The 26,040-nt window shown below is 59.2% G+C and carries 29 protein-coding genes; 19 read left to right on the top strand and 10 right to left on the bottom strand.

Going from position 1 to position 26,040, the window contains the following annotated elements:
* Window positions 1-42: 42 nt before the first annotated feature.
* Window positions 43-1,143, top strand: a complete 1,101-nt coding sequence (gene serC, locus CGZ77_RS06555) for a 3-phosphoserine/phosphohydroxythreonine transaminase (RefSeq protein WP_009425650.1) — start codon at window positions 43-45, stop codon at window positions 1,141-1,143.
* 121 nt (window positions 1,144-1,264) lie between these two features.
* Here serC and CGZ77_RS06560 read toward each other — a convergent pair whose 3' ends face one another.
* From CGZ77_RS06560 to CGZ77_RS06575, 4 genes are all read right to left on the bottom strand, one after another.
* On the bottom strand, window positions 1,265-2,680 hold the full coding sequence (locus tag CGZ77_RS06560; RefSeq protein WP_009425649.1) for a sodium:proton antiporter: 1,416 nt from the start codon (window positions 2,678-2,680) through the stop codon (window positions 1,265-1,267).
* 373 nt (window positions 2,681-3,053) lie between these two features.
* A complete protein-coding gene (locus tag CGZ77_RS06565) occupies window positions 3,054-3,917 on the bottom strand; it encodes a folate-binding protein YgfZ (protein ID WP_009425647.1) in 864 nt (287 codons plus the stop codon).
* 85 nt (window positions 3,918-4,002) lie between these two features.
* Window positions 4,003-4,677 (bottom strand): DNA repair protein RadC, encoded by a 675-nt coding sequence (gene radC, locus CGZ77_RS06570; RefSeq protein ID WP_009425646.1) that lies wholly within the window; start codon window positions 4,675-4,677, stop codon window positions 4,003-4,005.
* A 70-nt stretch (window positions 4,678-4,747) separates the two neighbouring features.
* On the bottom strand, window positions 4,748-5,218 hold the full coding sequence (locus CGZ77_RS06575; protein WP_009425645.1) for a YchJ family protein: 471 nt from the start codon (window positions 5,216-5,218) through the stop codon (window positions 4,748-4,750).
* A gap of 120 nt (window positions 5,219-5,338) precedes the next feature.
* Between CGZ77_RS06575 and gshB the strand changes: the two genes are divergently transcribed.
* The 18 genes from gshB (at window position 5,339) to tpx (ending at window position 20,926) form a co-directional block, all read left to right on the top strand.
* Window positions 5,339-6,289, top strand: a complete 951-nt coding sequence (gene gshB / locus CGZ77_RS06580; RefSeq protein WP_036495760.1) for a glutathione synthase — start codon at window positions 5,339-5,341, stop codon at window positions 6,287-6,289.
* Between the two features lie 77 nt (window positions 6,290-6,366).
* Window positions 6,367-6,714: a hypothetical protein gene (locus CGZ77_RS06585; RefSeq protein ID WP_009425643.1), complete on the top strand. Its 348-nt coding sequence runs from the start codon at window positions 6,367-6,369 to the stop codon at window positions 6,712-6,714.
* Between the two features lie 95 nt (window positions 6,715-6,809).
* Window positions 6,810-7,283 (top strand): SMI1/KNR4 family protein, encoded by a 474-nt coding sequence (locus CGZ77_RS06590; RefSeq protein WP_009425642.1) that lies wholly within the window; start codon window positions 6,810-6,812, stop codon window positions 7,281-7,283.
* Window positions 7,284-7,378: 95 nt separating this feature from the next.
* Window positions 7,379-7,789, top strand: a complete 411-nt coding sequence (locus CGZ77_RS06595; RefSeq protein ID WP_094031047.1) for a diacylglycerol kinase — start codon at window positions 7,379-7,381, stop codon at window positions 7,787-7,789.
* 121 nt (window positions 7,790-7,910) lie between these two features.
* Window positions 7,911-8,411 (top strand): copper chaperone PCu(A)C, encoded by a 501-nt coding sequence (locus CGZ77_RS06600; protein ID WP_009425640.1) that lies wholly within the window; start codon window positions 7,911-7,913, stop codon window positions 8,409-8,411.
* A gap of 154 nt (window positions 8,412-8,565) precedes the next feature.
* Window positions 8,566-9,123 (top strand): ribosome recycling factor, encoded by a 558-nt coding sequence (gene frr, locus CGZ77_RS06605; RefSeq protein WP_009425639.1) that lies wholly within the window; start codon window positions 8,566-8,568, stop codon window positions 9,121-9,123.
* Between the two features lie 45 nt (window positions 9,124-9,168).
* Window positions 9,169-9,915 carry an isoprenyl transferase gene (locus tag CGZ77_RS06610; RefSeq protein WP_094031048.1) on the top strand — a complete coding sequence of 249 codons (747 nt, stop codon included), beginning with the start codon at window positions 9,169-9,171 and terminating at the stop codon, window positions 9,913-9,915.
* Window positions 9,916-9,921: 6 nt separating this feature from the next.
* Entirely contained in the window at window positions 9,922-10,716 is a 795-nt protein-coding gene (locus tag CGZ77_RS06615; protein ID WP_009425637.1) for a phosphatidate cytidylyltransferase, read from the top strand.
* Between the two features lie 22 nt (window positions 10,717-10,738).
* Window positions 10,739-11,491, top strand: coding sequence for an SIMPL domain-containing protein (locus tag CGZ77_RS06620; RefSeq protein WP_009425636.1), 753 nt, complete (start codon window positions 10,739-10,741; stop codon window positions 11,489-11,491).
* Between the two features lie 110 nt (window positions 11,492-11,601).
* Complete coding sequence (gene ispC / locus CGZ77_RS06625; protein WP_009425635.1) at window positions 11,602-12,810, top strand: 1-deoxy-D-xylulose-5-phosphate reductoisomerase; 1,209 nt, start codon at window positions 11,602-11,604, stop codon at window positions 12,808-12,810.
* Between the two features lie 47 nt (window positions 12,811-12,857).
* Window positions 12,858-14,195 carry an RIP metalloprotease RseP gene (gene rseP, locus CGZ77_RS06630; RefSeq protein WP_094031049.1) on the top strand — a complete coding sequence of 446 codons (1,338 nt, stop codon included), beginning with the start codon at window positions 12,858-12,860 and terminating at the stop codon, window positions 14,193-14,195.
* Between the two features lie 3 nt (window positions 14,196-14,198).
* The gene (gene bamA / locus CGZ77_RS06635; RefSeq protein ID WP_009425633.1) at window positions 14,199-16,607 is read left to right on the top strand and encodes an outer membrane protein assembly factor BamA; all 2,409 of its coding nucleotides are present in this window, start codon (window positions 14,199-14,201) and stop codon (window positions 16,605-16,607) included.
* A 19-nt stretch (window positions 16,608-16,626) separates the two neighbouring features.
* On the top strand, window positions 16,627-17,112 hold the full coding sequence (locus CGZ77_RS06640) for an OmpH family outer membrane protein (RefSeq protein WP_009425632.1): 486 nt from the start codon (window positions 16,627-16,629) through the stop codon (window positions 17,110-17,112).
* 293 nt (window positions 17,113-17,405) lie between these two features.
* The gene (locus CGZ77_RS12625; RefSeq protein WP_255351466.1) at window positions 17,406-17,528 is read left to right on the top strand and encodes a hypothetical protein; all 123 of its coding nucleotides are present in this window, start codon (window positions 17,406-17,408) and stop codon (window positions 17,526-17,528) included.
* Window positions 17,529-17,640: 112 nt separating this feature from the next.
* Window positions 17,641-18,684: a UDP-3-O-(3-hydroxymyristoyl)glucosamine N-acyltransferase gene (gene lpxD, locus CGZ77_RS06645; RefSeq protein WP_009425630.1), complete on the top strand. Its 1,044-nt coding sequence runs from the start codon at window positions 17,641-17,643 to the stop codon at window positions 18,682-18,684.
* A gap of 92 nt (window positions 18,685-18,776) precedes the next feature.
* A complete protein-coding gene (fabZ, locus tag CGZ77_RS06650; RefSeq protein WP_009425629.1) occupies window positions 18,777-19,241 on the top strand; it encodes a 3-hydroxyacyl-ACP dehydratase FabZ in 465 nt (154 codons plus the stop codon).
* A 270-nt stretch (window positions 19,242-19,511) separates the two neighbouring features.
* Window positions 19,512-20,288: an acyl-ACP--UDP-N-acetylglucosamine O-acyltransferase gene (gene lpxA, locus CGZ77_RS06660; RefSeq protein ID WP_009425627.1), complete on the top strand. Its 777-nt coding sequence runs from the start codon at window positions 19,512-19,514 to the stop codon at window positions 20,286-20,288.
* 143 nt (window positions 20,289-20,431) lie between these two features.
* On the top strand, window positions 20,432-20,926 hold the full coding sequence (gene tpx, locus CGZ77_RS06665; RefSeq protein ID WP_009425626.1) for a thiol peroxidase: 495 nt from the start codon (window positions 20,432-20,434) through the stop codon (window positions 20,924-20,926).
* Window positions 20,927-21,025: 99 nt separating this feature from the next.
* Here the strand turns inward: tpx and recR are convergent, their stop codons facing one another.
* From recR to accB, 6 genes are all read right to left on the bottom strand, one after another.
* Window positions 21,026-21,631 carry a recombination mediator RecR gene (gene recR / locus CGZ77_RS06670; protein WP_036495754.1) on the bottom strand — a complete coding sequence of 202 codons (606 nt, stop codon included), beginning with the start codon at window positions 21,629-21,631 and terminating at the stop codon, window positions 21,026-21,028.
* 91 nt (window positions 21,632-21,722) lie between these two features.
* Entirely contained in the window at window positions 21,723-22,115 is a 393-nt protein-coding gene (locus CGZ77_RS06675; protein WP_009425623.1) for a hypothetical protein, read from the bottom strand.
* A gap of 44 nt (window positions 22,116-22,159) precedes the next feature.
* Window positions 22,160-23,410: a serine hydroxymethyltransferase gene (glyA, locus tag CGZ77_RS06680; RefSeq protein ID WP_036495745.1), complete on the bottom strand. Its 1,251-nt coding sequence runs from the start codon at window positions 23,408-23,410 to the stop codon at window positions 22,160-22,162.
* A 219-nt stretch (window positions 23,411-23,629) separates the two neighbouring features.
* Window positions 23,630-25,000, bottom strand: a complete 1,371-nt coding sequence (accC, locus tag CGZ77_RS06685; protein WP_009425621.1) for an acetyl-CoA carboxylase biotin carboxylase subunit — start codon at window positions 24,998-25,000, stop codon at window positions 23,630-23,632.
* Window positions 25,001-25,070: 70 nt separating this feature from the next.
* On the bottom strand, window positions 25,071-25,259 hold the full coding sequence (locus tag CGZ77_RS06690; protein ID WP_009425620.1) for a YqaE/Pmp3 family membrane protein: 189 nt from the start codon (window positions 25,257-25,259) through the stop codon (window positions 25,071-25,073).
* 77 nt (window positions 25,260-25,336) lie between these two features.
* Window positions 25,337-25,789: an acetyl-CoA carboxylase biotin carboxyl carrier protein gene (gene accB / locus CGZ77_RS06695; protein ID WP_009425619.1), complete on the bottom strand. Its 453-nt coding sequence runs from the start codon at window positions 25,787-25,789 to the stop codon at window positions 25,337-25,339.
* Window positions 25,790-26,040: the final 251 nt, after the last annotated feature.

The raw sequence follows: 26,040 nt of genomic DNA on the forward strand, positions 1-26,040 counted from the left end.
GCCGCGCAACAATATATATATAAAGAACAGGAGAACCGAACCATGAGCACCGTTTACAATTTTTCCGCCGGCCCTGCCGTGCTGCCCGAAGCCGTGCTGCGTACCGCGCAACACGAGATGCTCGACTACAACGGCACGGGCGTTTCCGTGATGGCGATGAGCCACCGTTCGCCCGAATTTCAAAGCATCCTTCATCATGCCGAACAGGATTTGCGCCAGCTGCTCGGCGTGCCGTCGAACTATGCCGTTTTGTTTCTGCAAGGCGGCGCGAGCGCGCAGTTCAGCCAGGTGGCGATGAATCTGGCACACGGTTTTGCCAGCATCGATTCGGTGGTGACGGGCAACTGGTCGCGGATTGCGCACGAGCAGATGGGCAAACTCACTGCGGCGCAAATCCGCCTTGCCGCGCAGGGCGGGGAGCGCGACGGCCTGAAAACGCTGCCGTCCGTTGGCGATTGGGACATTTGTACCGAGTCGGCTTTCGTCCATTTTGCCGCCAACGAAACGGTAGACGGCCTGCAATACGGCGAAATGCCGCGTCTTTCAGACGGCCTGCCGCCCCTGGTGTGCGATATGTCGAGCGAAATCCTGTCGCGGCGCATCAATGTGGCCGATTTCGGCCTGATTTACGCGGGAGCGCAGAAAAACCTGGGGCCGGCGGGCGTGACCATCGTCATTGTCCGCGAGGATTTGCTGGCACGCTGTCCCGACAGCATTCCCGCCGTGTGGAATTACAAGGCGCACGCGGACAGGCAGGGGATGTACAACACGCCCGCCACTTATCCCATCTATATCGCAGGGCTGGTGCTGCGCTGGCTGCAAACGCAGGGCGGTGTCGGCGCAATCGAGGAGGCCAACCGCGTCAAGGCCGAACTGCTTTACCGCGCCGTCGACGGCAGCGGCGGTTTCTACCGCAACCATGTCGCTCCCGAAGCACGCTCGAAAATGAATGTGGTTTTTACCACCGGCGATGCCGGTTTGGACGATCGCTTCGTGCGCGAAGCCGCGCTGTGCGGCCTGCGCCAGCTCAAAGGCTATAAAACGGTTGGCGGTATGCGCGCCAGTATTTACAACGCCATGCCCTTGGCGGGCGTGGCGGCGCTGGCGGAGTTTATGGCGGAGTTTGTGCGGAAAAACGGTTGAGCACCGCCGTTCGGTTGGCAAAAGGCCGTCTGAAAAGTATTTTTCAGACGGCCTTTTGCCTTTCAGACGGCCTTTCGTATTAGGGTGTGTTGGCAATCAATATTTTGGCGGCTTTCCCGTCCTAAAAAATCTGCCACACGAAGAAGATAAGGGTGTGCAGGATAAAGAGGGGGACGAGGATGCCGAACGACCAGGCCATGTAGCCGAAGAACGCGGGCATGGGGACTTTGCGCTGTTCGGCGATGGATTTGACCATGAAGTTGGGGGCGTTGCCGATGTAACTGAGCGCGCCCATGAAGACCGAGCCCATGGAAACGGCGAGCAGGGTGTGGAAGAGGTGTCCGTTCATCAGGGTGTGCGGGTCGCCGCCTGCCAGGTTGAAGAAGACGAGGTAGGTGGGGGCGTTGTCGAGGAAGGCGGACAAGAGGCCGGACATCCAGAAATACATGGTGTTGACGGGGTTGCCCGCACTGTCGTGAACGAGGGAAACGACGCCCGCAAGCGCGCCTTGTCCGCCCGCTTTGAGGATGGCGAGGACGGGGGCGATGGTGATGAAGATGCCGAGGAAGAGTTTGCCGACTTCGGCGATGGGCTCCCAGTTGAATTCGTTACCGGCGCGCACCTGTTTGGGGGTGATGGCGAGGGAGATGACGGTGAAGGCGAGCAGCAGGCCGTCGCGGACGAGGTTTTGCAGCTCATAGTGGCTGCCGAGGATGTCGAGGGAAACGCCGGGTTTCCAGATGCCGGAGAGCAATACCGCGCCGACGATGCCGGCAAGCAGGAAGAAGTTGCGTTTGCCGTGGATTTTCAGTTTGTCGTCGAAGCCGTGGTTGCAGGGGACGATTTCGTCTTCGCGGGCGTAGTAGTGGCGGTCGAGGAAGTAATAGAGGGTGAGCAGAACCGCGCTGCTGATGAGGACGGGCGGCAGCATGTGTTTGACCGTCCACATAAAGTCGACGCCTTTCAAGAAGCCGAGGAAGAGGGGCGGATCGCCTAGCGGGGTGAGGCCGCCGCCGATGTTGGCAACAAGGAAGATGAAGAAGATGATGCTGTGGACGCGGTGTTTGCGCTCGTCGTTGGCTTTGAGCAGCGGACGTATCATCAGCATGGCCGCGCCCGTTGTGCCCATCACGGAAGCCAGCAGCGTGCCGATAGCGAGGATGGCGGTGTTGGTTTTCGGCGAGCCGTGCAGGTTGCCCCAAACGAGAATGCCGCCGGAGACGGTGTAGAGGGCGAGCAGCAGGAGGATGAAGGGGATGTATTCTTCGACCAGGGCGTGGACGACGGTGCCGACGCCCGCGCCGATGCCGTAAACAAAGGTGAAGGGGACGAGGAAAAGCAGCGTCAGCAGGGCAGTGATTTTGCCGAAATGATGGTGCCAGGTGTGGGCAAAGAAGAGCGGGCCGGTGGCGATGGAGAGGAGGATAAGGGCGAAGGGGATGCCCCAGGCGAGACCCAGTTGCGTGCCGTCGGGTGTGGCGGCAAGGGCGGCGGCGGGGACGAAGAGGAGGGCGGGAAGCAGGATTTTGGTCGGCATGGTGTTCCTTGTGTTTTATTCTGATGTGGGAGTTCTGCGGGCGGATTGGGCGTTTTCAGACGGCCTTTGAGGCCGTCTGAAAAGGGTGTCCGTCGGTAAAACGACGTTTGATTGTATAGTGAAACAAAATAAAAAATCTACGGCGTTGCTGCGCCTTAGCTCAAAGAGGGCGGTTTTCTACGGCATTAAAAATGCCAAGAAAACCTGCCCCGTACTACTTGTATTGTCTGCGGTTTGCTGCCTTGTATCTTTTCTATTTTGTTTCACTATAACGGAAAAGCAAAAAGCGCGAAACGCGGGGCGGCACAAAAGCGGCGGCGCACAGACAGGAGGGCTGTGCTGTGCGCCGTGGGGCGGGGATGCGTTCGGGGTGTTATTCCGCCGTTTCGCTGGCGAAGAAGATTGCCTGCTGCGCGAAGGGGTTGCCTGCGGCATCGGCCAGCGGGGCGGCGGCCGCGCTGTGTTTGATAACGGCGAGGCTGAGACTGCCCTCGGCATCGGCAGCGCTGTTGATGACGATGCCCGCTTCCGCCGCGTCCTGCAACACGGCCGCGCCTTCGGCCTGCGGCGCGGGCGAGGCGAGTACGGCGAGGCCGCGTTTGACCTGGCCGCGGTATTGGGCGCGGGCGATGATTTCCTGGCCGGGGTAGCAGCCTTTGCGGAAATGCACGCCGCCGATGGTGTGCTGGTTGAGCATCTGCGCGACGCAGCTTTCTTTGGTGGCGGCGCTGATCCACGGATAGCCGCTGCGGATTTCGTGCAGCTTCCAGGCGTTTTCGGCGGCTGCGTCATAGGCGGGCAGAGCGGCGGTTTCTCCGATGAGGAACACGCCGCCGTGCGGCAGGGGAATCTCGATAAGGCCGTCTGAAACGGTGAAAGCGAAGGCCAGATGCGGCTCGGTGGCGGGCTGCGGCGCGAGGCCGTCGGCGAGGCGGCAGGCCGCGCCGTGGGTTTCCAGAATTTCAAACGCGGCTTTTGCACGCAGCACAAACATACGCAGGCGTTTGGCGACGGCTTCGGCAAGGTCTTTTGCCAGCACCAGCAGGATGTCGCCACCGCGGTTGGCAACAATCATATTGGCGATGACGCGGCCTTTGGGCGTGTTGTAGGTGGCGTAGCAGGCTTGGCCTTCGGCGAGGTCTTCGATGTGGTTGGAGAGCTGGCCGTGGAGGAAGGCGGCGCGGTCGTCGCCTGTGACGCGGATAACGCCGAAAAAGGGCAGAAGCGAGGTTTGCATGATGATTCCTTGTGCGGTGGCAAAACGGCGGGCATTGTACCCCTTTCGCCGCAGGGAAGACAGGCCGTCTGAAAGCGGCGGGCGGCTATACCAGCCCGCGCGCGGCAAAGGACACGGCCTGTTTTGCGGTGATGACGAAATGGTCGAGCAGGCGCACGTCCACCAGTTCCAAAGCCTGTTTCAGACGGCCTGTGAAGGCGATGTCGGCGGCGGAGGGTTCGGGCGAGCCGCCGGGGTGGTTGTGGGCGAGGATGACGGCGGCGGCGTGGCGCTCGAGGGCGAGTTTGACCACTTCGCGCACGTATACCGCGTTTTCCGCCAGCGTGCCGCGCGCGAGTTCCACGCAGTCGATCAGGCGGTTGCGGCTGTTGAGCAGCAGGGCGAGGCTGACTTCGACGCGCTCGTGTCCCAGTTGCAGGCGCAGGAAATCGGCGGCGGCCTGCGGGTCGGCGATCAGGTCGCCTTCGCGCAGCTCTTCGGCCAGCACGCGGCGGCCGATTTCGCGCACGACGGCAAACTGGGTGAAGCTGGCCTGCCCCATGCCCTTGTGCCGCACCAGCTCGCGCTCGGGCGCGCTCATCAGGCGGCCGAGGCTGCCGAACTCTTTTAACAGGTAACGCGCCAAATCCACCGCGCTCATGCCTTTGATGCCGGTGCGCAGCAGCACGGCCAGCAGCTCCGCGTCGCTCAGCGCACCCGCGCCGAGGACGGACAGCTTCTCGCGCGGCCGCTCGCCTTCCGGCCAGTCTTTGATGCTCATGTCTGCTACTCCTTATAGATAGGTATGGATTATTTGGAGGCCGTCCCCGCCTACGCGGGGACGGCCTCTGTCAGCGGAAAAACCGTCCGCAGCAGCTTTTGAATTTCCTGCCCGAGCCGCAGAAACACGGCGTTTGCGGCGCGGGCAGGGAAACGGTGGGATCGATGAAATACCAGCGGCCGCCGCTGCGTACGAAGGCGGACAGCTCGCGGTGCGTCTGCTCTTTTCCATCGGCATCGACGAAACGGGCGGCGAAGTCCACCAGTGCGTGCCGTCCGCCCGGCAGGGTTTGGAAATCGAAAACTTCGAGGCCGAGCCACTGCGATTCGCGGCTCCATGCGGCGATGGCGGCGGCATCGAGCAGCCGCTGCTGCGCGGGCACGGTGGTGGCGACGATGTAATCGGTCAGCTGCAAAACATAGGCGGCGTAGCGCGAGCGCATCAGTGCGGGGGCGTCGGCGGCGGGCCGGCCGAGGTGCGGCGGCAGGCAGCAGTCGCGGTAGGGCAGGGCGGAGCAGCAGGGGCAGGCTTGGTTTTCCATGTTTTCAGACGGCCTTGTTTCAGACGGCCTTGTTTCAGACGGCCGCAGTATAGCAGCCGCGCTGACGGGTGCAGGCGTTTCTTGCTATCATGGCGGCCGTTTGCAACCGGAGGAATGCCGATGAAAATCCTGTTTATTGCCGACCCGATGGCGGGTTTCAAAACCTATAAGGACACCACTTACTCGATGATGCGCGAAGCGGCGCGGCGCGGCCATGCGCTGTTTCACACGCTTGCGGGCGAACTTTCCGTGCAGGGCGGCCGCGTGCTGGCACAGGCCGCGCCCTTTGAATTTCTCGGCGCGAAAAACAACAGCGACTATGCCTGGTTCCGCGCCGAAAGTCCCGTTCAGACGGCCTTAAACGAATTTGATGCCGTGATTATGCGCACCGACCCGCCCTTCGATATGCAGTATCTCTACGCCACCCAGCTTCTGACGCTGGCCGAAGGGCAGGGCGCGAAAGTGTTCAATAGCGGCCAGGCGATGCGCGATTTCAACGAAAAACTGGCGGTTTTGAACTTCCCGCAGTTCGCTCCCACCACCATCGTCACCACCCGTGCCGCCGACGTGCGCGCCTTTCTCGCCGAACATGGCGACATCATCGTCAAACCGCTCGACGGCATGGGCGGTATGGGCATTTTCCGCCTCACCAAACAAGATCCCAACATCGGCAGCATTCTGGAAACCCTGATGCGGCTCGAAACGCGCACCATCATGGCGCAGCGTTACCTGCCCGATATCGTCAAGGGCGACAAACGCGTGCTGGTAATCGGCGGCGAAGTCGTCCCCTACGCGCTGGCGCGCATCCCGCAGCAGGGCGAAACGCGCGGCAATCTGGCGGCGGGCGGGCGCGGCGTGGCGCAGGACTTGTCGGCACGCGACCGCGAAATCGCCGAAACCCTCGCCCCCGAACTCAAACGGCGCGGCATCCTCCTGGCCGGTTTGGACATCATCGGCGAAAACCTCACCGAAGTGAACGTCACCAGTCCGACGGGCTTTCAGGAAATCACGCAGCAAAAAGGCTACGATGTGCCCGCCCGCTTTGTCGATGCGGTGGAAGAGGCCGTCTGAAAAAGGCTTTAAGGCCGTCTGAAACCTTTCAGACGGCCTTCGTATGATTAACCGACGCCGCCCAACGGAGGTACGCCGTGCCTGATGCTTCTTATCTGGTAACGGTTTATCTGATTGTTCTGACGGTGTTTCCCCTGTGGGTTAACAGCCGCTCGCAAACCGTTTGGGATGCTTTGCGCGCCGACGGCACACTTTACGAAGCGGCGGGCAGGCCGTCGGATATGTATTTTGTGTTCGACATTTATCGGTTGCGCTATCGCTACGCTTTCTTTTTAAAGAGCCATCCCGCCAGACCGCCGCAGCTTGCCTGCTCCGACGGCGATTACCGCACGGTGCGCAGGCTGGCGGTATTTCTGCTGTACCTCAACTTCGCCCACGGCGCGGTAATCATAGGCATATTTTTGTATTTTCAGGTTTTCCGTTAAACGGAGGCCGTCTGAAAGCACGGCTTGGATACAGCCGAATCCCGTTTCCCGTTTTTCAGACGGCCTGTTATTTTCATTTAATTTAAGGAAGCAAAATGGAGCTGATCGAACTTATCCGCCACTTTTTCGCCGAAAACGATATGGGCGAAACCGCAGGCACGCCGAATACGCCGCAGGACATCGCCGAAATCGAACAGACGCTGAACCTGCGTCTCAACTCTCTGTATCAAGAAATTATTTCCGAATTCGGTTCGTGCTATCTCGGTTTGGAATTTTACGACCGCCGCAATCCGGACGGCGGCCTCATCACCCAAACCCAATGGTTCCGCCAAGCCGCGCAAGATGCGGGTTTGACCGGTTATGAGCACTTCATCGCCATCGCCGACAACGGCAGTGGCGACAAAATCCTGCTGGGTGCGGACAGCAACGAATTGTTCCTCTTTGCCCACGACAGCGGCGAAATCCTGCCCCTCGCGCAAGAATACGGCGGAGCGGGCACGTTGGACGACCTGATTAGAGAATATATCGGGGAAGAGGAAGAAGATTGGGACGACGAAGAGGACGAATAGGCCGCCTGAAAAGCAAAAAACGGTTTTAACTCCGTTGAAACTTTGCTTTCAGACGGCCTGAATCCCGTTTTGCATCATGTTTTAAAAGGGAATTTATGGAAAAAAACAACCACGACAGCTACGCCGCACAAATCAAAGGCAAAACCGGCCTGCGCCGCATCATTAACGCCTGGGGCTATTCGCTCGACGGTTTCAAAGCCGCCTGCGAAGAGCAGGGCTTCCGCCAGCTTTTGTGGCTCAATGTGCCGCTGGTGGTGCTGGCCTTCGTACTGCGCTTCGGGCCGACGACGCAGATGGTGCTGCTGGCGGCTTCTTTTTTGTGCCTGATTGTCGAATTGTTCAATACGGGTGTGGAAGCGGCGGTAGACCATACTTCGCTGGAAAAACACCCGCTGGCCAAGCGGGCGAAAGACGTCTGCTCGGCGGCGCAGTTTCTCGCACTGCTGCTTTTGGCGCTGCTGTGGTTTATTGCGTTGTGGCGCGAATACGGTTTCAATGTTTTTTGAGGCGGGTCAAACTTTTCCCTTGATTGATACCATATAACAGACTTATAGTCTGCCTGTCGTCCGCACGAGCTTTCGGTTTCGGCGACTTCTTTTGACAACCGTTTTTTGAAAGGAAAGCAGTATGAAAAAATTACTTATAGCCGCAGCGGCAACTCTGTTCTGCCAGGCCGCCTTTGCAGAAGGCGTGGTTATCCAAAACTCTTGGGCGCGCGAAACCGTGGGCGGCATGAAAAACGGCGGCGTTTTCATGGATATGGAAAACGACACGCCCAAAGAAATCGCTCTGATCGGCGGCAGCAGCCCCGTGGCGAAAAGCGTGGAAATCCATGAGCACATCCACGCGATGCTCACCGACCCGAAAACCGGTCAGAAAGCCATGGGTATGCGTATGCAGGAAGTGAAGGGCGGCATCAAAATCGCCAAAGGCGAAATCGCTTCGCTCAAACCGGGCGGCTACCACGTTATGCTGATGGGTTTGAAAAAACCGTTGAAACCGGGCGACAAATTCCCGCTGACGCTGAAATTCAAAGGCGCGAAAGAGCAGACCGTGCAGGTTGAAGTCCGCGCCAACGCGGGCAGCCCCGGCGCGCACGGCGACCATGACCACGGCCATGCCCACTAAACATCCGCATTGAAAGCCGCAAAGGCCGTCTGAAACGCCGTTTTCAGACGGCCTTTTGTGATGGCGGGAGCGGGTTGTCCTTACTTGCCCGACATGGAAAAGCAAGGTAGTATCCCGCCTTTCATTTTTCAGCCGTAAAGTTAAAGAGAACAAGATGATTAGCGATATTCAGAAGACAGCCGAAAGCAAAATGCAGCGCTCGCTGGAAGTATTGAAGGAAAACCTCGCCAAAGTGCGTACCGGCCGCGCCCATACCGGCCTGCTTGAACAAGTGGAAGTGGAATACTGGGGCAGCATGGTGCCCGTGAGCCAGGTCGGCAACGTCACCCTTCTGGATGCGCGCACCATCGGCGTGAAGCCTTTTGAAAGCAATATGGCCGCCAAAATCGAAAAGGCCATCCGCGATTCCAATCTGGGCTTGAATCCCGCCTCTGTGGGCGACCTTATCCGCGTGCCCATGCCCATGCTCACCGAAGAGCGCCGCAAGGATTTGATTAAAGTCGTGCGCGGCGAAGCCGAAGAAGGCCGCGTTTCCATCCGCAACGTGCGCCGCGATGCCAACGACCACATCAAAAAGCTACTGAAAGACAAAGAAATCTCCGAAGACGAAGCACGTCGCGGCGAAGAGGCGGTGCAAAAGCTCACCGACAAATACATCGCCGAGGCCGACAAAATCCTTGCCGCCAAAGAAGAAGACCTGATGGCCGTGTAAAGGCCGTCTGAAAGCCGCCCATCCCGCGTACGACAAGGATTTCCCGTGAAAAGCAGCACACAGGCCATACCGGAACACCGCAGCGTTCCCCGCCACATCGCCGTGATTATGGACGGCAACGGCCGCTGGGCGAAGAAACGTTTCCTGCCCCGCGTGATGGGGCACAAAAAAGGTTTGGACGCCCTGGAAAATCTGTGTGCCGAATGCTCGACGGCGGGTGTGGAATACCTGACCGTTTTCGCCTTTTCCACCGAAAACTGGCGCCGTCCGCAAGAGGAAGTCGGCTTTCTGATGGGGCTGTTTTTACAGGCGCTGCAAAAGCAGGTTCGGCGTATGCACGAACACAATATGCGCCTCAAAGTGATCGGCGACCGCAGCCGCTTTAATGCCGAAATCATCGTCGGCATCGAGGCCGCCGAAAACCTCACAAAGGACAATACCGGCCTTACGCTCACCATCGCCGCCGACTACGGCGGCCGCTGGGACATCCTCCAAGCCGCCAACCGCCTGCTGGCCGCAGGCAAACAGGAAATTGCGGAGGCCGACCTCAATGCCGAGCTGATGCTGGGCGATGCGCCCGAGCCCGATCTGTTCATCCGCACCGGCGGTGAAATGCGCATCAGCAATTTCCTTTTGTGGCAGATGGCCTATGCCGAACTTTATTTCACCGACACGCTGTGGCCCGATTTTGACAAACAGGCTTTTCAGACGGCTATAGCCTCCTTCCAAAGCCGCGAGCGCCGCTTCGGACGCACGTCCGAGCAGCTGCCGCAGGATCAGCAGAGAAATTAACCCGATATGTTGAAACAACGCATCATCACCGCCCTGATTCTGCTGCCCATCATGTTGGGCATGCTGTTTTGGGCTTCGGATATCCTGTGGGCGGCGTTTTCCGCGCTGATCGCCCTGCTTGCCCTGTGGGAATACGCCCGCATGGCGGGTATAAACGGCAAAGACCGCGCGCCCTATCTGCTGGCAAGCGCGGTGTTTATGTTGTTAGCGGTTGCAGGCGGCTGGGCGCTGCCCGCCGTGGGCTGGTTTGCCGTGCTGGTGTTCTGGCTGGCCGTGATGCCCCTGTGGCTGAAACACAAATGGAAACTCGCGGGCGGCTGGCGTGCCTATGCGGCAGGCTGGATGCTGATGATGCCGTTTTGGTTCGCTCTCGTGACCCTGCGCCCAGACGGCGCAAGCGTGCTGCCGCTGCTGTCGGTGATGGGTTTGGTGTGGGTGGCCGACATCGGCGCTTATTTTTCCGGCAAGGCTTTCGGCAGACGCAAGCTCGCGCCCGCCATCAGCCCTGGAAAAAGCTGGGAAGGTGTGGCTGGCGGTCTGCTGGCGGTGCTGCTTTACCTGAGCGCCGTCCGCGCGGCGGGCTGGCTCGGCTTTGACGCCTCGTGGCCTGCCACCATGGCGGCAGGTGCGGTGCTGGCCGCTGTCAGCGTATGCGGCGACCTGCTCGAAAGCCTGCTCAAACGCGCGGCGGGCATTAAAGACAGCAGCAATCTGCTGCCCGGCCACGGCGGCGTATTCGATCGCACCGACAGCCTGATTGCCGTATTGAGCGTATATGCCGCCTTTGTTTCGCTGTATTGAGGCCGTCTGAAAGGAGTGTTTTATGACGGATACCCACCGCCAATCTTCGCTACCCCTGTTGGGCGCACTGCTTGCCGCCGGCCTGATGGCCGCTGCCTTCATACTCGGCATCCAGTTTAAAAACTTCCGCCAGCCCGGCACGATTACCGTCAAAGGCCTGGCCGAAAAAAACTTCCAATCCGACAGCGCCACCTGGCGCAGCGGCGTTGCGCTGCACGGCGACAGCTATCAGGACGTGTTGGACGCTCTGGCATCGGAGCGCAAAAAGCTGGAAGATTTTTTGAGAAAACAGGGTTTTGAAGAATCCGAAATGCAAATCGGCCTGCCCTTGGTCGAACGCGTCTATCAGGAAATCCGCAACAGCGACGGTGAAGTGGTCGAGCGCAAACCCAACGGCTACGACGGCAGCCTCTCCATTACCGTCAACACCAAAAAACTCGACAAAATCCAAGCCGCGCAAACCGCCATCCGCAACCTGCGGGCGAAAAACGAATTCATCGAATTCGACAACCCGCAATACCTGCTCGGCAACCTCGAAACCATCAAACGCGACTTGATTACCCAAGCCACTGAAGACGCGCAAAAACGTGCCGTAGAGTTTGCCAAAACCGGCGGCGGCAAAGTCGGTGCCATGCGCTCGGCTTCGCAGGGCTCGTTCAACATTTATTCCGACAGCGGCAGCAGCAGCGACGACGACTATGGCGGCACTTACGACAAATCCACCGTCGGCAAACAAGTCCGCCTTGTTGTCACCATCGAATACGCAATCGACTGACGGCAAACCTTTCAGACGGCCTTTATCCGCAAAGGCCGTCTGAAAATTTCCGCAGCAACAATAAAACGACAATGCCGCTTCGCACGGCCTAATTGGAAACACACAAATCCATGTCCATCCAAAATCTCACCATTCTCGGCAGCACCGGCAGCATCGGCGAGAGCACGCTCGATGTGGTTGCGCGCCATCCCGATCGTTTTTCCGTTTTTGCGCTGGCCGGACATACGCAGGTGGAAAAGCTGGCCGCGCAATGCCGCCGCTTCCAACCCGAATACGCCGTTGCCGCCGATGCGGAACACGCCGCGCGTCTGGCAAACCTGTTGCGCGAAGCCGGTGTCAAAACCCAAGTGTTACACGGCACGCAAGCCCTGATTGACATTGCATCCGCCAACCAAGTACACGGCGTGATGTGTGCCATCGTCGGCGCGGCCGGACTACCTTCCGCTCTGGCCGCTGCCCGCGCGGGTAAAACCATTTATCTGGCCAACAAAGAAACGCTGGTCGTAGCCGGCGCATTGTTTATGGACACCGCCAAAGCAGGCGGCGCAACCGTGCTGCCCGTCGACAGCGAACACAACGCCGTGTTCCAAGTTTTGCCGCGCGACTACACAGGCCGTCTGAACGAACACGGCATCGCCTCCATCGTGCTCACCGCTTCGGGCGGCCCCTTTCTTGATACTGATTTGGCCGCGCTCGAGCGTATCACGCCCGCAGAGGCCGTGAAGCATCCCAATTGGAGCATGGGGCGCAAAATTTCTGTCGATTCAGCCACCATGATGAACAAAGGCCTGGAGCTGATTGAGGCGCACTGGCTGTTTGCCTGCCCGCCCGAAAAACTCGAAGTCGTCATCCACCCGCAATCCGTGATTCACAGCATGGTGCGCTACCGCGACGGCTCGGTGCTGGCGCAGCTGGGCAATCCAGATATGCGGACGCCGATTGCCTACTGCCTCGGCCTGCCCGAACGCATCGAATCGGGCGTGGGCACACTCGATTTCGACAGCCTGTCCGCGCTCACGTTCAGACGGCCTGACTTCCAACGCTTCCCCTGCCTGAAACTCGCCTACGAGGCTATGCACGCGGGCGGCAGTGCGCCGTGCGTACTCAACGCCGCCAACGAAGCCGCCGTCGCCGCCTTTTTAGACGGCAAAATCCGTTTCACCGACATCGCCCGCACCGTCGCGCATTGTTTGGACAAAGGTTTTTCAGACGGCCTTTCAAGTGTGGAAGACCTGCTCGCGCTCGACGGAGAAACACGTCGCCGCGCCCAAGCTTTTTCAGACGGCCTCTGCGGCGTCGAAACCGCAATGGCTGTCTGAAAAACAAAAACACGGCGGTACAACGGACATATTAAAAGGAAAAAAGATTGCTCACCCTGGTTTCATTCATCGTTGCCATTCTGATATTGGTCAGCCTGCACGAACTCGGCCATCTGCTGGTGGCACGCTGGTGCGGCATCAAAGTGCTGCGTTTCTCCGTCGGCTTCGGCAAACCGTTTTTTACCAAACGCTGGCGCAATATCGAATGGTGTTTCGCGCCGATACCGCTGGGCGGCTATGTGAAAATGGTCGACACCCGCGAGGGCAACGTGGCCGAGGCCGATCTGCCCTATGCTTTCGACAAACAGCATCCCGCCAAGAAAATCGCCGTCGTGGCCGCCGGCCCGCTCACCAACCTGGCTTTGGCCGTGCTGCTTTACGGTTTGAGTTTTTCTTTCGGCATCAGCGAGCTGAAACCTTTTGTCGGCACGGTCGAACCGTACAGCATCGCCGCCAAAGCGGGTTTTGCCGCAGGCGATAAAATCACCGCCGTCAACGGCGTGCCCGTTGCCAACTGGGGTGACGCACAAACCGGCATTGTTTTGGATTTGGAGGCGGGAAAAGTCGATGTGGCCGTGACGACGGAGCAGGGGCGCAACATCGTGCGCACCATCGATGCCGCAGGCACGCAGGAAGCGGCCGACGTGGCCAAACGCGGCGGCTATATCGGTCTGATGCCTTACAAACTGACGAAAACCGTCAGCGTGGTTGTGCCGGGTAGTGCGGCGGAGAAGGCCGGTTTGAAGGCGGGCGATACGCTGTTGGCGGCCGACGGCAAGGCGCTGGGCGACTGGCAGGAGTGGGTCGATCTGGTGCGCCGCAGCGCGGGGCAGAAGTTACAACTGACCTATCTGCGCGACGGAAAAACGCTGCAAACCTTCATCCGCCCCGACTCGGAAATGCAGGGCGGCGTCTTGTCCGGCAGGGTCGGATTGGGTGCGGCCACCGATAAAGTATGGGACAAAGCAGTCCGCTTCCGCTATTATCCGTCCGTTGCCGAAGCCTTCGGCATGGCCTGGCGCAAAACCACGGGCTACGTTACGCTGACTTTGAAGTTTTTCGGCCGCCTTTTGGGCGGGCAGGCTTCGCTGCAACACGTTTCCGGCCCGCTGACCATCGCCGATGTGGCGGGCAAGTCCGCCTCGATGGGCTGGCAGCCCTATGTCGAATTTCTCGCCTTGGTGAGCGTCAGCCTCGGCGTGATGAATCTGCTGCCCGTTCCCGTGTTGGACGGCGGGCATCTGGTTTTTTACAGCATCGAATGGCTGCGCGGCAAACCGCTTTCCGAAAGCATTCAGACGGCCGGACTGCGCGTCGGTCTGGCGCTGATGATGATGCTGATGATTTTGGCTTTTTTTAATGATATTACCCGTTTGTTTGGATAACGTATGAAACTGAAAAAACTGACCCTGACCCTGATGATGCTGGGACTTTCCCCGTTTGCCCTGGCCGACTTTACCATTCAGGACATCCGCGTGGAGGGCCTGCAGCACGCCGAGCCGTCCGCCGTGTTCACCTATCTGCCGGTTAAAGTGGGCGACACCTTCCGCGACGGGCAGGGCGAGCAGATTATCAGCAGCCTCTATGCCACCGGCCTCTTTGACGACGTGCGCGTGGAAAGTATGGGCAACCAGCTTTTGCTGACCGTGGTCGAGCGCCCGATTATCGGCAGCTTCGAAGTCAGCGGCGGCAAGCTGATCCAAAACGACGCCATCAAGAAAAACCTCGACGCCTTCGGCTTGGGGCAGTCCAAACCGTTTAACCAAGGCCGTCTGAACGAAGCCGTGGCCGGTTTGAAAGATGAGTATAAGAAACAGGGCAAATATTCGGTGGAAATCACCCCCACGGTTACCCGCCTGGCACGCAACCGCGTGGCGGTGGAGCTGAAAATCGACGAGGGCAAAACCACCACCATCAGCGACATTGAATTTGAAGGCAACGAGCGCTATTCCGACCGACGCCTGCGCCGCCAGATGTCCCTGAGCGAAGGCGGTCTGTTTACCTGGCTGACCAAAAGCAACCGCTTCAATTCCGACAAATTCTCGCAGGACATGGAGCGCGTTACCGATTTCTATCAAAACAACGGCTATTTCGATTTCCGCATCGTCGATACCGACGTACAGATGTCGCCCGACCAGAAACACCAAACGATGAAAATCACCGTGTCCGAAGGACAGCGCTACCGCTGGGGCAAAGTGACTATCGAAGGCGACACCCGCGAAGTGCCGAAAGAAGAGCTGTACGGCCATCTGAAAATGAAGGAAGGCCGCTGGTACGAGCGTTCGCAGATGTTGGAAAGCCTGGAAAAAATCCAGCAGTCAATGGGAACGGCCGGTTATGCGTTCAGCGAAGTCAACGTCGTGCCGCAGCCGAACCGCGAAACAGGCGTCGTCGATTTTGTGTTGCAGATTGAGCCGAACCGCAAAGTCTATGTGAACAAAATCAACATTTCGGGCAACAACAAAACCCGCGACGAAGTGGTGCGCCGCGAATTGCGCCAGATGGAAGCCGCTCCGTATGACGTCTCCAAGCTGCAACGCTCGAAAGAACGCGTCGAGCTTTTGGGCTACTTCGACGATGTGAAATTCGAAGCCAAACCCGTGGAGGGCACACCCGACCAGGTGGATGTGGACATGAGCGTCAACGAACGCGCCACCGGCTCGCTCGATTTGAGCGCGGGCTGGGTGCAGGACACCGGTCTTGTGATGGCCTTCGGCGTGGCGCAGGACAACCTGTTCGGCACGGGCAAATCCGTTTCCGCCCGCGTTTCGCGCAGCAAAACCACCAACAACGCCTCTTTGTCGTTCACCGACCCCTACTTCACCCCCGACGGCGTGAGTCTGGGCTACGACCTCTACGGCAAAACCTACGACCCGCGCAAATCCTCTTCCTCCACCACCAGCAACAGCCGCTACAAAACCTCCACAATCGGCGCGGGCATCCGCATGGGCGTGCCGGTAACCGAATACGACCGCGTCAACTTCGGCCTCGGCGCGGAACACATGCAGGTGGAAACCTTTGCCGGCGCACCGAAACGCTACCGCGAATTCATTGAAAAATACGCCAAAAACCAAACCGGCGGCATCGGCAAATACAAAGGCTGGACGGTTAAAGGCAGCGTCGGTTGGGGACGCAACAAAACCGACAGCGCCCTGTGGCCGACACGCGGCTACATGATCGATGCCAATTTGGAAGGCGGCCTGCCGGGCGGCGATTTGCAGTATTACAGCTTAACGCACAACCAAAAATGGTTCTTCCCGCTAAGCAAAAACTTCACCCTGATGCTCGGCGGATCGCTGGGCACGGCCGACGGCTACGGCAAAACCAAAGACCTCCCCTTCTTCCAAAACTTCTACGGCGGCGGCCTCGGCTCGGTGCGCGGCTACGAAAGCGGCACGCTCGGCCCGAAAGTCTACGACGTAGACGGCGACAAAATCAGCTACGGCGGCAACAAAATGCTCTCCGGCACGGCCGAGCTGCTGTTCCCCTTCCCCGGTATCAAAGACAGCCGCAGCGTCCGCCTGAGCCTGTTTGCCGACGCCGGTAGCGTGTGGGACGGCAAAACCTACACCGATTCGAGCAGCGATCTTTTGGGCGGAAGAAAGCTGCAGAATGTTTACGGCATAGGCAGCAGCCACAAATCCAGCTTCAAAGAAGAGCTGCGCTACTCTGCCGGTGCGGCAGTAACGTGGATTTCGCCGCTCGGCCCGATGAAGTTCAGCTATGCCTACCCGATCAAGAAAAAACCGACCGACGAAATCCAGCGCTTCCAATTCCAGCTGGGCACCACGTTCTAAGGCCGGTACAGGAAACAGCATGACCAGCGGAAAAACACGGATCAGAATGTGGGCGGCCGCCTTTGCCGCGGCAGCGGCTTTGGCCGCACCGGTTGCGGCAGGCGGCGTGCAGAAACTTGGTTTCATCGACGTCGAGCGCGTCTACCGTGAGTCGAAACAGGCGCAAAACATCCAGCAGAAACTGGAAGCCGAATTTGCGCCGCGCCAGCAGCAGTTGGAAAAAATGCAGCAGGAAACCGCAGAATGGCTGCGCAAAAACGCCGCCTCCGGCAAAAACGCCGAAAGCGAGCGCCGCAGCCGCGACCTGCGTACCGCACAGCAGCAGCTGGCCGAAGACTACGACCTGCGCCGCAACGAAGAGTTTGCCGCCCTGCAACGCAATGCCGACCGCGTGATGATCGATTTGGCGAAAAAAGAAGGTTACGACCTGATACTGCACGACGTTATCTTCATCGATGCCAAATTCGACATCACCGACAAAGTCATCCGCGAGATGAACCGTTAAAGCAGCTAAACCCGTGCTGCGGGTTTTTCAGACGGCCTGCCGTATCGAGGCCGTCTGAAACGTTTTCCCGCTGTACCCGAACCGGATTTATATATGATGAAAAAAGCATCGGCAGCATTGGCCTGCCTTTTTTCCTCTGCCGCGCACAAGCGGTCACATCCGCCCCGCGTCCGAACCTGTCCGACACACATTCCGTCAGCTACGAAATCGGCGGCAGGCAATACACCTTCACCGCCGATTATGATGCCGCAAACGGGCGCTGGCAGAGCGCATACGAAGGCGGCAGCCTCGAAGTGTATTACCGCAGCCGCACCTTCAAACCCTTGAAGCAGGATGGCCGCCGCGCCCGCTACACCTGTTTCCGCGCGCAAGACGTGCATTTCTGCACACCCAAACGCCCCGCGCCGTTTTGGTAAATTCCACGAAAAGGCCGTCTGAAAACGAAACTTCAACGAAGTGAAAACGCATCCGATTGTTTGCGGTTTCCCGTTTCAGACGGCCTGCCGTGCAACCTGTTCCGATAAGGCCATGACAGAAAAAACCTATACCCTTTCCCAAATCGCCGCCGAACTCGGCGGCGAATGGCGCGGCAGCGACATCGCCGTGTCCGCCGTGCGCCCGCTCGCCGAAGCAGGCGCGGCGCACATCAGCTTTCTCGCCAACCCCAAATACAAGGCCGACGTACACGCCAGCGGCGCGGGCGCGGTCATCGTTTCGCCCAAAGCCGCCGACGAATTTACCGGCCGCAACCTGATTGTCGCCGCCGATCCCTATCTCTATTTCGCCAAAGTGGCACGGCTGTTTTCGCCGATCGTCAAAGCACAGAGCGGCGTGCACCCCACCGCCGTGATTGAGCCGACCGCCACCGTACCCGCAAGCTGCGAAATCGGCGCGCACGCCTACATCGGTGCAAACACCGTACTCGGCGAAGGCTGCCGCATTCTCGCCGGCGCGGTAGTCGAACAAGGTTGCACGCTGGGCGACGAAACCGTTATCCACCCCAACGCCGTGGTTTACCACGGCTGCACGTTAGGCAAGCGCGTGGAAATCCACAGCGGCGCAGTCATTGGCGCAGACGGCTTCGGCCTCGCCTTTGCAGGCGATTCGTGGTTCAAAATCCCGCAAACCGGCGCGGTTACGCTCGGCGACGATGTCGAAATCGGCTCAAACACCAATATCGACCGCGGCGCGATGAGCGACACTACCGTCGGACGCGGTTCCAAAATCGACAACCAAGTGCAAATCGGCCACAACTGCCGCATCGGCAGCCACACCGTTATCGCCGCCAAAACCGGTATTTCCGGCAGTGTAACCGTCGGCGATTTCTGCATCATCGGCGGCGGTGTCGGCACGGTCGGCCACATCGAAATCGCCGACAAAACCACCATCGGCGGCGGCACGTCGGTTACCCACAGCATCAGCGAAAGCGGCACCCACGTTGCGGGCATCTTCCCCATGTCTTCTTATAAAGAATGGGCGCGCAACGCCGTGCACGTGCGCCGTTTGAGCGAAACGGACAAACGGATCAGACAGCTTGAAAAAGAACTGGCCGAACTGAAAAACGGCAGATAAGCAGATAACAAAAGGCCGTCTGAAAACGAAGTTTCAAGGAAGTGAAAAACCGTTTTCAGACGGCATGACCCAACCACAAGGACAATCACGCAATGGACATCAAATTCCCCATCGAAGCCCGCGAAATCCAGGAAATCCTACCGCACCGCTTCCCCTTCATGCTGCTCGACCGCGTTACCGCCGCCGAGCCCGGCAAAACCCTGAGTGCGTTTAAAAACGTCACCTTCAACGAGCAGTTTTTCCAAGGCCACTTCCCCGAATCGCCCGTAATGCCGGGCGTGCTGATCGTCGAAGCCATGGCGCAGGCCTGCGGCGTGCTGGCCGTGTTGAGCCAGGGCAGCACCAAACGCCGCGAAAACGAAATCACCCTGTTTGCCGGACTCGACAACGTGCGCTTCAAACGCCAGGTCATCCCGGGCGACCGCCTCGACTTCGAAGTCGAACTGCTCGCCCACCGCCGCGGCATCGGCAAATTCAACGCCACCGCCAAAGTAAACGGCGAACTGGCCTGCGAGGCCACCATCATGTGCGCCCAGCGCGTCGTCGAAAAAGGTTGATGCGGCGTTTTCAGACGGCCTGGGGCTGATTGCCAACAGCCCCTAGGGCGTGTTGACAATCAACATTTTGGCGGCTTTTCCGTCCTAAAGCGGCATCTGCCGCGTTGAAAATACTCGCCTATGGGCGGCATAGGCTCGCATTTTCGCCTTGCATCTGCCGTTTTATGCCGCAAAATCCGCTTCAAAAGTTGATTGTCAACACGCCCTAGGAGGCCGTCTGAAAACCGTCGGACAGGCCGCCAGCGAACAAACGGGCACGAAAGGAAAACCATGACCCTCATCCACCCCACCGCCGTTATCGACCCCAAAGCCGAACTGGATTCCAGCGTCAAAGTCGGTGCATACACCGTTATCGGCCCCGACGTGCAAATCGGCGCCAACACCGAAATCGGCCCGCACGCCGTGATTAACGGCCACACCACCATCGGCGAAAACAACCGCATCTTCCAATTTGCCAGCCTCGGCGAAATCCCGCAGGACAAAAAATACGCCGGCGAGCCCACCCGCCTGATTATCGGCAACGGCAACACCATCCGCGAATTCACTACCTTCAACCTCGGCACCGTCACCGGCATCGGCGAAACCCGCATCGGCGACGACAACTGGATTATGGCCTACTGCCACCTCGCCCACGACTGCGTCATCGGCAACCACACCATCTTCGCCAACAACGCCAGCCTGGCCGGACACGTTACCATCGGCGACTACGTCATCCTCGGCGGCTACACACTGGTTTTCCAGTTCTGCCACATCGGCGACTACGCCATGACCGCCTTCGCCGCAGGCGTGCACAAAGACGTACCGCCCTACTTCATGGCCGCAGGCTACCGTGCCGAACCGGCGGGCATCAACAGCGAAGGAATGCGCCGCAACGGCTTTAGTGCCGAGCAGATTGCCACCGTCAAAGACGTGTACAAAACCATCTACCACCGCGGCATCCCGTTTGAAGAGGCCAAAGCCGACATCCTCAAACGCGCCGAAACGCAGCCCGAACTGGCCGTATTCAAAGACTTTTTCGCCGCCTCCACACGCGGCATCATCCGCTGATGTTATGAACAGGTTTTAAGAGGCCGTCTGAAAACGCCGCGCGCTTTTCAGACGGCCTCTTGGCAGGGCGGGTCAAACGTCCTATCCTTCACGCGGGCGGCAGCCGCCGCCCGTTTCCACGCAACCGAAAGAAAGGATTTACCATGTCCCAAGTCACCTTCCACGGCAACCCCGTACAAGTCAACGGCACGCTGCCCGCCGTCGGCCAAACCGCACCCGCGTTTTCATTGGCCGCCGCCGATTTGTCCGACAAAACGCCCGCCGATTTTGCCGGCAAGCGCAAAGTGCTGAACATTTTTCCCAGCGTCGACACCGGCGTGTGCGCCCAATCGGTACGCAAGTTCAACCAACGCGCTTCCTCGCTGGATAACGCCGTCGTGCTGTGCATCTCCGCCGATTTGCCTTTTGCCCAAGCCCGCTTCTGCGGCGCGGAAGGTTTGGACAAAGTTGTTACGCTCTCAAGCTTCCGCAGCAGCTTCGCGCAAGACTACGGTGTTGCCCTCGTCGACAGCCCGCTGCGCGGCCTCACTGCCCGCACCGTTGTGGTGCTCGACGAAGCCGACAAAGTGCTGCACGTCCAACTGGTCGGCGAAATCGGCGACGAACCCGATTACGACGCTGCGCTGGCCGTGCTGTAAAGCGCTTGTTTAGGCAGCTGGCAGTTTTCAAACCGAAAGGCCGTCTGAAAACCTGTTTTGGGTTTTCAGACGGCCTTTGTGTCGGGTAGGGCAGGGCGCTTACTCTTTCAACATCCTGCGTTCGTACACGGCCTGCGCCAGCGTGCCCGCGTCGATGTATTCCAGCTCCGCGCCCAGCGGCATGCCGCGCGAGAGGCGGCTGATTTTGTAGGGCAGGTTTTTCAGCAGCTCGGCCAGAACATAGGCTGTGGCGTCGCCTTCGGCGGTGAAGTTGGTGGCGATGATGATTTCCTCCACATCGCTCTCTTGCAGCCGCGTCACCAGTTTGTCGATGGCGATATGGCTCAAATCCATGCCCTGCGCCGGGCTGACCTGTCCCATCAGCACGAAATAGAGGCCGTCGTGGCAGCGGGCGGCTTCCATGCCGGAGACGTCGGCGGGCATGTGGACGATCATCAGCCGCCGCCCGTCGCGCGCGGGGTCGGCGCAGATGTCGCAGGTTTCGCCTTCGCAGAAGGTGTTGCAGCGGGCGCAGTGGCGGACTTGCAGCAGGGCGTTGTCGAGGGTGCGGGCGAGTTCCGCCGCGCCTTTGCGGTCGTGTTGCAAGAGGTGGTAGGCGATGCGCTGGGCGGATTTTGGGCCGACGTTGGGCAGCACTTTCAGGGCGTTTATCAGGCGGGAAAAGGCGTCTTGCTGTTTGGCCATGGGTTTTCTTCAATAGGGATGCGGGACAAGGTTTGAGGCCGTCTGAAAAAGGGTTTCAGACGGCCTTTCGCGCTTATCCGCTGCGGTAGGTTTAGTTGGGAAAACGGATTTCTGCATCGTCGCTGCTGACATCGAAAAAGCCCACGCCGTGTTTGGCGGCCAATGTACACACGGTTTCATAGGCTTCGTCGGCCACCGACCAGGCAAAGGCGGTATAAATCACCGATTTTCCGATACAGTAGTCGCTGACGTGGGGATTGTCGAAATAGTCGTCATCGTCTTCGTCGCCGCCATAAAGGCCGTTCATGGCGGGGAAGGTTTCGATCATTTCCAAAAACCAGGCGCGCAAGGCGGGCGTGGTAACGGCGGGATCGTCGTACTCGTGATCTTCCGCCCATTCTGTTTGCGCGTCATACCATTGCATAAACTCCTCGCGTTCGCGCGGGGCGGCGGCGGGGTCGAATACCATCAAGTCGTAACTCATTGTTGTTTCCTTAGCCGAATAACAATCCGAAGATGCGCGGCGGTTTACGCGCCGTACACCGGATTTTTATCGCACAGCGCTTTGACCTGTTCGGCCACGTGCGCGAGATTGGATTCGTCGTTGGGATTATCCAGCACGTCGGCCACCAGATTGGCGAGTTTGCGGGCATCGGCTTCATCGAAGCCGCGCGTGGTAATCGCCGAAGTGCCGACGCGGATGCCGCTGGTTACAAACGGTTTTTCCGGGTCGTTGGGGATGGCGTTTTTGTTAATCGTAATGTGCGCTTTGCCCAAGGCTTCTTCGGCGGCTTTGCCGGTGATGTTTTTCGGGCGCAAATCAACGAGGAACAAATGGCTTTCGGTGCGGCCGGTAACGATACGCAGGCCGCGTTTGACCAGCTCTTCGGCCATTGCCTGCGCGTTGGCTTTCACCTGTTTGGCGTAGGTTTTGAACTCGGGTTGCAGCGCTTCTTTAAAGGCCACGGCTTTGGCGGCAATCACATGCATCAGCGGGCCGCCTTGCAGGCTGGGGAAAATTGCCGAGTTGAGGGCTTTTTCGTGGGTGGTGTCGCGGCAGAGAATCACGCCGCCGCGCGGGCCGCGCAGGGTTTTGTGGGTGGTGGTGGTAACAAAATCGGCATAGGGCACGGGGCTGGGATACTCGCCGGCGGCAATCAGGCCGGCGTAGTGCGCCATATCGACAAACAGATATGCGCCCACTTTGTCGGCAATCTGGCGGAAGCGCGCCCAGTCGATTTCCAGCGCGTAGGCCGATGCGCCGGCGACTATCATTTTCGGCTTGTGCTCAAGCGCGAGGCGTTCGACTTCGTCGTAATCCAAAATCTCGTCTTTGTTCAAACCGTAGGCAACCACGTTATAGAGCTTGCCGGAGATATTGACGCTCGCGCCGTGGGTCAGGTGGCCGCCGTGCGCCAGGCTCATGCCCAAGATGGTGTCGCCCGGTTTGAGCACGGAAGTGTACACGGCCTGGTTTGCCTGCGAGCCGGAATGCGGCTGCACGTTGGCATAGGCCGCGCCGAAGAGTTTTTTTACGCGGTCGATGGCCAGCTGCTCGGCCACGTCCACATGTTCGCAGCCGCCGTAATAGCGTTTGCCGGGATAGCCTTCGGCGTATTTGTTGGTGAGCTGGCTGCCCTGCGCTTCCATCACGGCGGGGCTGACGTAGTTTTCCGAGGCAATCAGCTCGACATGGTCTTGCTGGCGTTGGTTTTCGGCGGCGATGGCAGCGGCCAGTTCGGGGTCGTATTTTTCGATGGTGAGGCTTTTCGAGAACATGGTATCTCCTTTGAAGTGCGTTGGGGTGGGGCGCCCGTGCGGGGGCGTCGGGCATTGTATAGTGAAGCAAAATGGAAAATCTACGGCGTTTTCGGCCGTGGGCGTTTTCAGACGGCCTCAGGCGTCGCAGATGCAGGTTTGAGGCCGTCTGAAAACAATCAAGGCCGTCTGAAAACGGTTTTTAACTTCGTTGAAGCTTTGCTTTCAGACGGCCTTATCCTACTGTTTTTCCTGCGCCAGACGCTCTTTGCGCTCTTCCAGCCAGCGTTCCAGATAGTGGATGCTGACGCCGCCTTCGGCAAAGCCGGGGTCGGTAAAGAGGTCGCGGTGCAGCGGGGTGTTGGTTTTGATGCCGGTAACGGCCAGCTCGGCCAGCGCGACGCGCATTTTCGCCATCGCCTGTTCGCGGGTTTTGCCGTGCACGCAGATTTTTCCGATCAGGCTGTCGTAGTTCGGCGGGATGCGGTAGCCCTGGTAGATGTGGCTGTCGACGCGGATGCCGAAGCCGCCGGGCAGGTGGCAGCTTTCGATCAGACCCGGGCTGGGGATGAAGTTGTACGGGTCTTCGGCGTTTATGCGGCACTCGAAGGCGTGGCCGTCGAGGACGATGTCTTTCTGCTTGTATTGCAGTTTTTCGCCTGCGGCCACGCGCAGCTGCTCCTGCACGATGTCCACGCCGGAGATGAGTTCGGTTACGGGGTGTTCGACTTGGACGCGGGTGTTCATTTCGATGAAGAAAAACTCGCCGTCTTCGTAGAGGAATTCGAATGTGCCCGCGCCGCGATAGCCGATGCGTTTACAGGCTTCGACGCAGGCTTTGCCGATTTTTTCGCGCTCTTTGGCGGTGATGCCGGGGGCGGGGGCTTCTTCGATGACTTTCTGGTGTCTGCGCTGCATGGAGCAGTCGCGCTCGCCCAGATAGATGGCGTTGCCGTGTTCGTCGGCGAGAACTTGGATTTCGACGTGGCGCGGGCGTTGCAGGTAGCGTTCCATGTAGACCATGGGGTTGCCGAAGGCGGCGCCCGCTTCGGCTTTGGTCATTTCCACAGATTTGATGAGGTCTTCTTTTTTCTCGACCACGCGCATGCCGCGTCCGCCGCCGCCGCCGGAGGCTTTGATAATCACGGGGTAGCCGACTTTGTCGGCAATTTTCAGGATTTCGTCGGGATTGTCGGGCAGGGCGCCGTCGGAACCGGGCACGCAGGGCACGCCTGCTTCGAGCATGGCCTGTTTGGCGGACACTTTGTCGCCCATCAGGCGGATGGTGTCGGGACGAGGGCCGATGAAGACGAAGCCGGACTCTTCGACTTGTTGGGCGAAGCTGGCGTTTTCGGCGAGAAAGCCGTAGCCGGGGTGGATGGCGTCGGCGCCGGTGACTTCGGCAGCGGCGATGATGGCGGGGATGTGCAGGTAGCTTTGCGGCGAGGGGGCGGGGCCGATGCAGACGGATTCGTCGGCCAGCTTGACGTGCAGGCTGTCGCGGTCGGCTTCGGAGTGGACGGCGACGGTGGCAATGCCCATTTCGCGGCAGGCGCGCAAAACGCGCAGGGCGATTTCGCCCCGGTTGGCGATTAAGACTTTTTTCAGCATGATGACTTTTCCTGTGTGGCGCGGCGGCGTGCCGCTTGCGGTTTGGCCGGCGCTGCGTGTTCAGACGGCCTCAGCGGCCGAGTGTTTCGCGGATTTTTTGGTCGGTTTTGTACTGGCTCAGTGCGTACACAGACCACAGGGCGGCGGGCACCCAGCCGATGACGGTCAGTTGCAGGATCAGGCAGACGATGCCCGCAATCGGGCGGCCGATGGTGAAAAACTGTAGCCAGGGCAGGAAGATGGCGAGGAGCAGGCGCATGGTTTTCCTTGCGTTCGGAGGGTGGGGAAAAGGTTTTCAGACGGCCTCCGTATGTTCGGAGGCCGTCTGAAAGCGGCTTATTCGATGATGAAGAGCGGTTCGCCGTATTCGACGGGTGTGCCGTTTTCGACGAGGATTTCTTTGATTGTGCCGGATTTTTCGGCTTCGATTTCGTTCATCAGCTTCATGGCTTCGATGATGCAGAGGGTGTCGCCCGCTTTGACGCTTTGGCCGACTTCGACGAAGGGGGCGCTGGTGGGGCTGGCGGCGCGGTAGAAGGTACCGACCATCGGCGATTTCTGCGCGGCGGACAAGTCGCGCGCGGCAGGGGCTGCGGGTGCGGCAGGCACTGCTGCTGCCGCGGGGGCTGGTGCGGCGGGTGCTGCTTGGACGGGGGCGGGTGCGTAAACGGTTTGCGCCACGGTGGAACGGGTGATGCGTACTTTTTCTTCGCCTTCGGTAACTTCGATTTCGGCGATGCCGGATTCTTCCACCAGATCAATCAGCTTTTTGAGTTTGCGTAAGTCCATTCGTGTTTTCCTTGCGAAAATGTTGTGCCGCCGCGAAGTGCGGTTGCAGAGTGGGTGTTTTGCGGCGCGGGCGGGGCGGGAAAATGCGCCCCGCAAGGCGGAAATAGGCGCGCATTTTTACCAAAATGCGGCGGAAAGTCCAGCGAAATGTTGGGAAACGGCGGGTTTTGCGGCGTTTGTCTGCCGTGTTGAGCGGAGGCTTGGGAAGGACTGTTTCCGGTGTGCGGCAAAGATGTTTTCAGACGGCCTGC

The organism is Neisseria sp. KEM232 (genome assembly GCF_002237445.1).
In the GTDB taxonomy this organism is placed as follows: domain Bacteria; phylum Pseudomonadota; class Gammaproteobacteria; order Burkholderiales; family Neisseriaceae; genus Neisseria.

Excerpts from the sequence above, each read along its gene's own strand:
- CGZ77_RS06565 (WP_009425647.1), bottom strand. The coding sequence starts at position 3,917 with ATGCAAACCTCGCTTCTGCCCTTTTTCGGCGTTATCCGCGTCACAGGC.
- CGZ77_RS06690 (WP_009425620.1), bottom strand. The coding sequence starts at position 25,259 with ATGCGCCTGCTCCTCGCCATCTTCCTGCCCTGGCTACAGTTTTTCACC.
- glyA (WP_036495745.1), bottom strand. The coding sequence starts at position 23,410 with ATGTTCTCGAAAAGCCTCACCATCGAAAAATACGACCCCGAACTGGCC.
- accB (WP_009425619.1), bottom strand. The coding sequence starts at position 25,789 with ATGGACTTACGCAAACTCAAAAAGCTGATTGATCTGGTGGAAGAATCC.
- CGZ77_RS06560 (WP_009425649.1), bottom strand. The coding sequence starts at position 2,680 with ATGCCGACCAAAATCCTGCTTCCCGCCCTCCTCTTCGTCCCCGCCGCC.
- CGZ77_RS06575 (WP_009425645.1), bottom strand. The coding sequence starts at position 5,218 with ATGGAAAACCAAGCCTGCCCCTGCTGCTCCGCCCTGCCCTACCGCGAC.
- fabZ (WP_009425629.1), top strand. The coding sequence starts at position 18,777 with ATGGACATCAAATTCCCCATCGAAGCCCGCGAAATCCAGGAAATCCTA.
- CGZ77_RS06675 (WP_009425623.1), bottom strand. The coding sequence starts at position 22,115 with ATGAGTTACGACTTGATGGTATTCGACCCCGCCGCCGCCCCGCGCGAA.
- bamA (WP_009425633.1), top strand. The coding sequence starts at position 14,199 with ATGAAACTGAAAAAACTGACCCTGACCCTGATGATGCTGGGACTTTCC.
- accC (WP_009425621.1), bottom strand. The coding sequence starts at position 25,000 with ATGCTGAAAAAAGTCTTAATCGCCAACCGGGGCGAAATCGCCCTGCGC.
- CGZ77_RS06640 (WP_009425632.1), top strand. The coding sequence starts at position 16,627 with ATGACCAGCGGAAAAACACGGATCAGAATGTGGGCGGCCGCCTTTGCC.
- frr (WP_009425639.1), top strand. The coding sequence starts at position 8,566 with ATGATTAGCGATATTCAGAAGACAGCCGAAAGCAAAATGCAGCGCTCG.
- gshB (WP_036495760.1), top strand. The coding sequence starts at position 5,339 with ATGAAAATCCTGTTTATTGCCGACCCGATGGCGGGTTTCAAAACCTAT.
- tpx (WP_009425626.1), top strand. The coding sequence starts at position 20,432 with ATGTCCCAAGTCACCTTCCACGGCAACCCCGTACAAGTCAACGGCACG.
- ispC (WP_009425635.1), top strand. The coding sequence starts at position 11,602 with ATGTCCATCCAAAATCTCACCATTCTCGGCAGCACCGGCAGCATCGGC.
- lpxD (WP_009425630.1), top strand. The coding sequence starts at position 17,641 with ATGACAGAAAAAACCTATACCCTTTCCCAAATCGCCGCCGAACTCGGC.
- CGZ77_RS06595 (WP_094031047.1), top strand. The coding sequence starts at position 7,379 with ATGGAAAAAAACAACCACGACAGCTACGCCGCACAAATCAAAGGCAAA.
- radC (WP_009425646.1), bottom strand. The coding sequence starts at position 4,677 with ATGAGCATCAAAGACTGGCCGGAAGGCGAGCGGCCGCGCGAGAAGCTG.
- CGZ77_RS06615 (WP_009425637.1), top strand. The coding sequence starts at position 9,922 with ATGTTGAAACAACGCATCATCACCGCCCTGATTCTGCTGCCCATCATG.
- lpxA (WP_009425627.1), top strand. The coding sequence starts at position 19,512 with ATGACCCTCATCCACCCCACCGCCGTTATCGACCCCAAAGCCGAACTG.
- CGZ77_RS06600 (WP_009425640.1), top strand. The coding sequence starts at position 7,911 with ATGAAAAAATTACTTATAGCCGCAGCGGCAACTCTGTTCTGCCAGGCC.
- CGZ77_RS06590 (WP_009425642.1), top strand. The coding sequence starts at position 6,810 with ATGGAGCTGATCGAACTTATCCGCCACTTTTTCGCCGAAAACGATATG.
- serC (WP_009425650.1), top strand. The coding sequence starts at position 43 with ATGAGCACCGTTTACAATTTTTCCGCCGGCCCTGCCGTGCTGCCCGAA.
- recR (WP_036495754.1), bottom strand. The coding sequence starts at position 21,631 with ATGGCCAAACAGCAAGACGCCTTTTCCCGCCTGATAAACGCCCTGAAA.
- CGZ77_RS06620 (WP_009425636.1), top strand. The coding sequence starts at position 10,739 with ATGACGGATACCCACCGCCAATCTTCGCTACCCCTGTTGGGCGCACTG.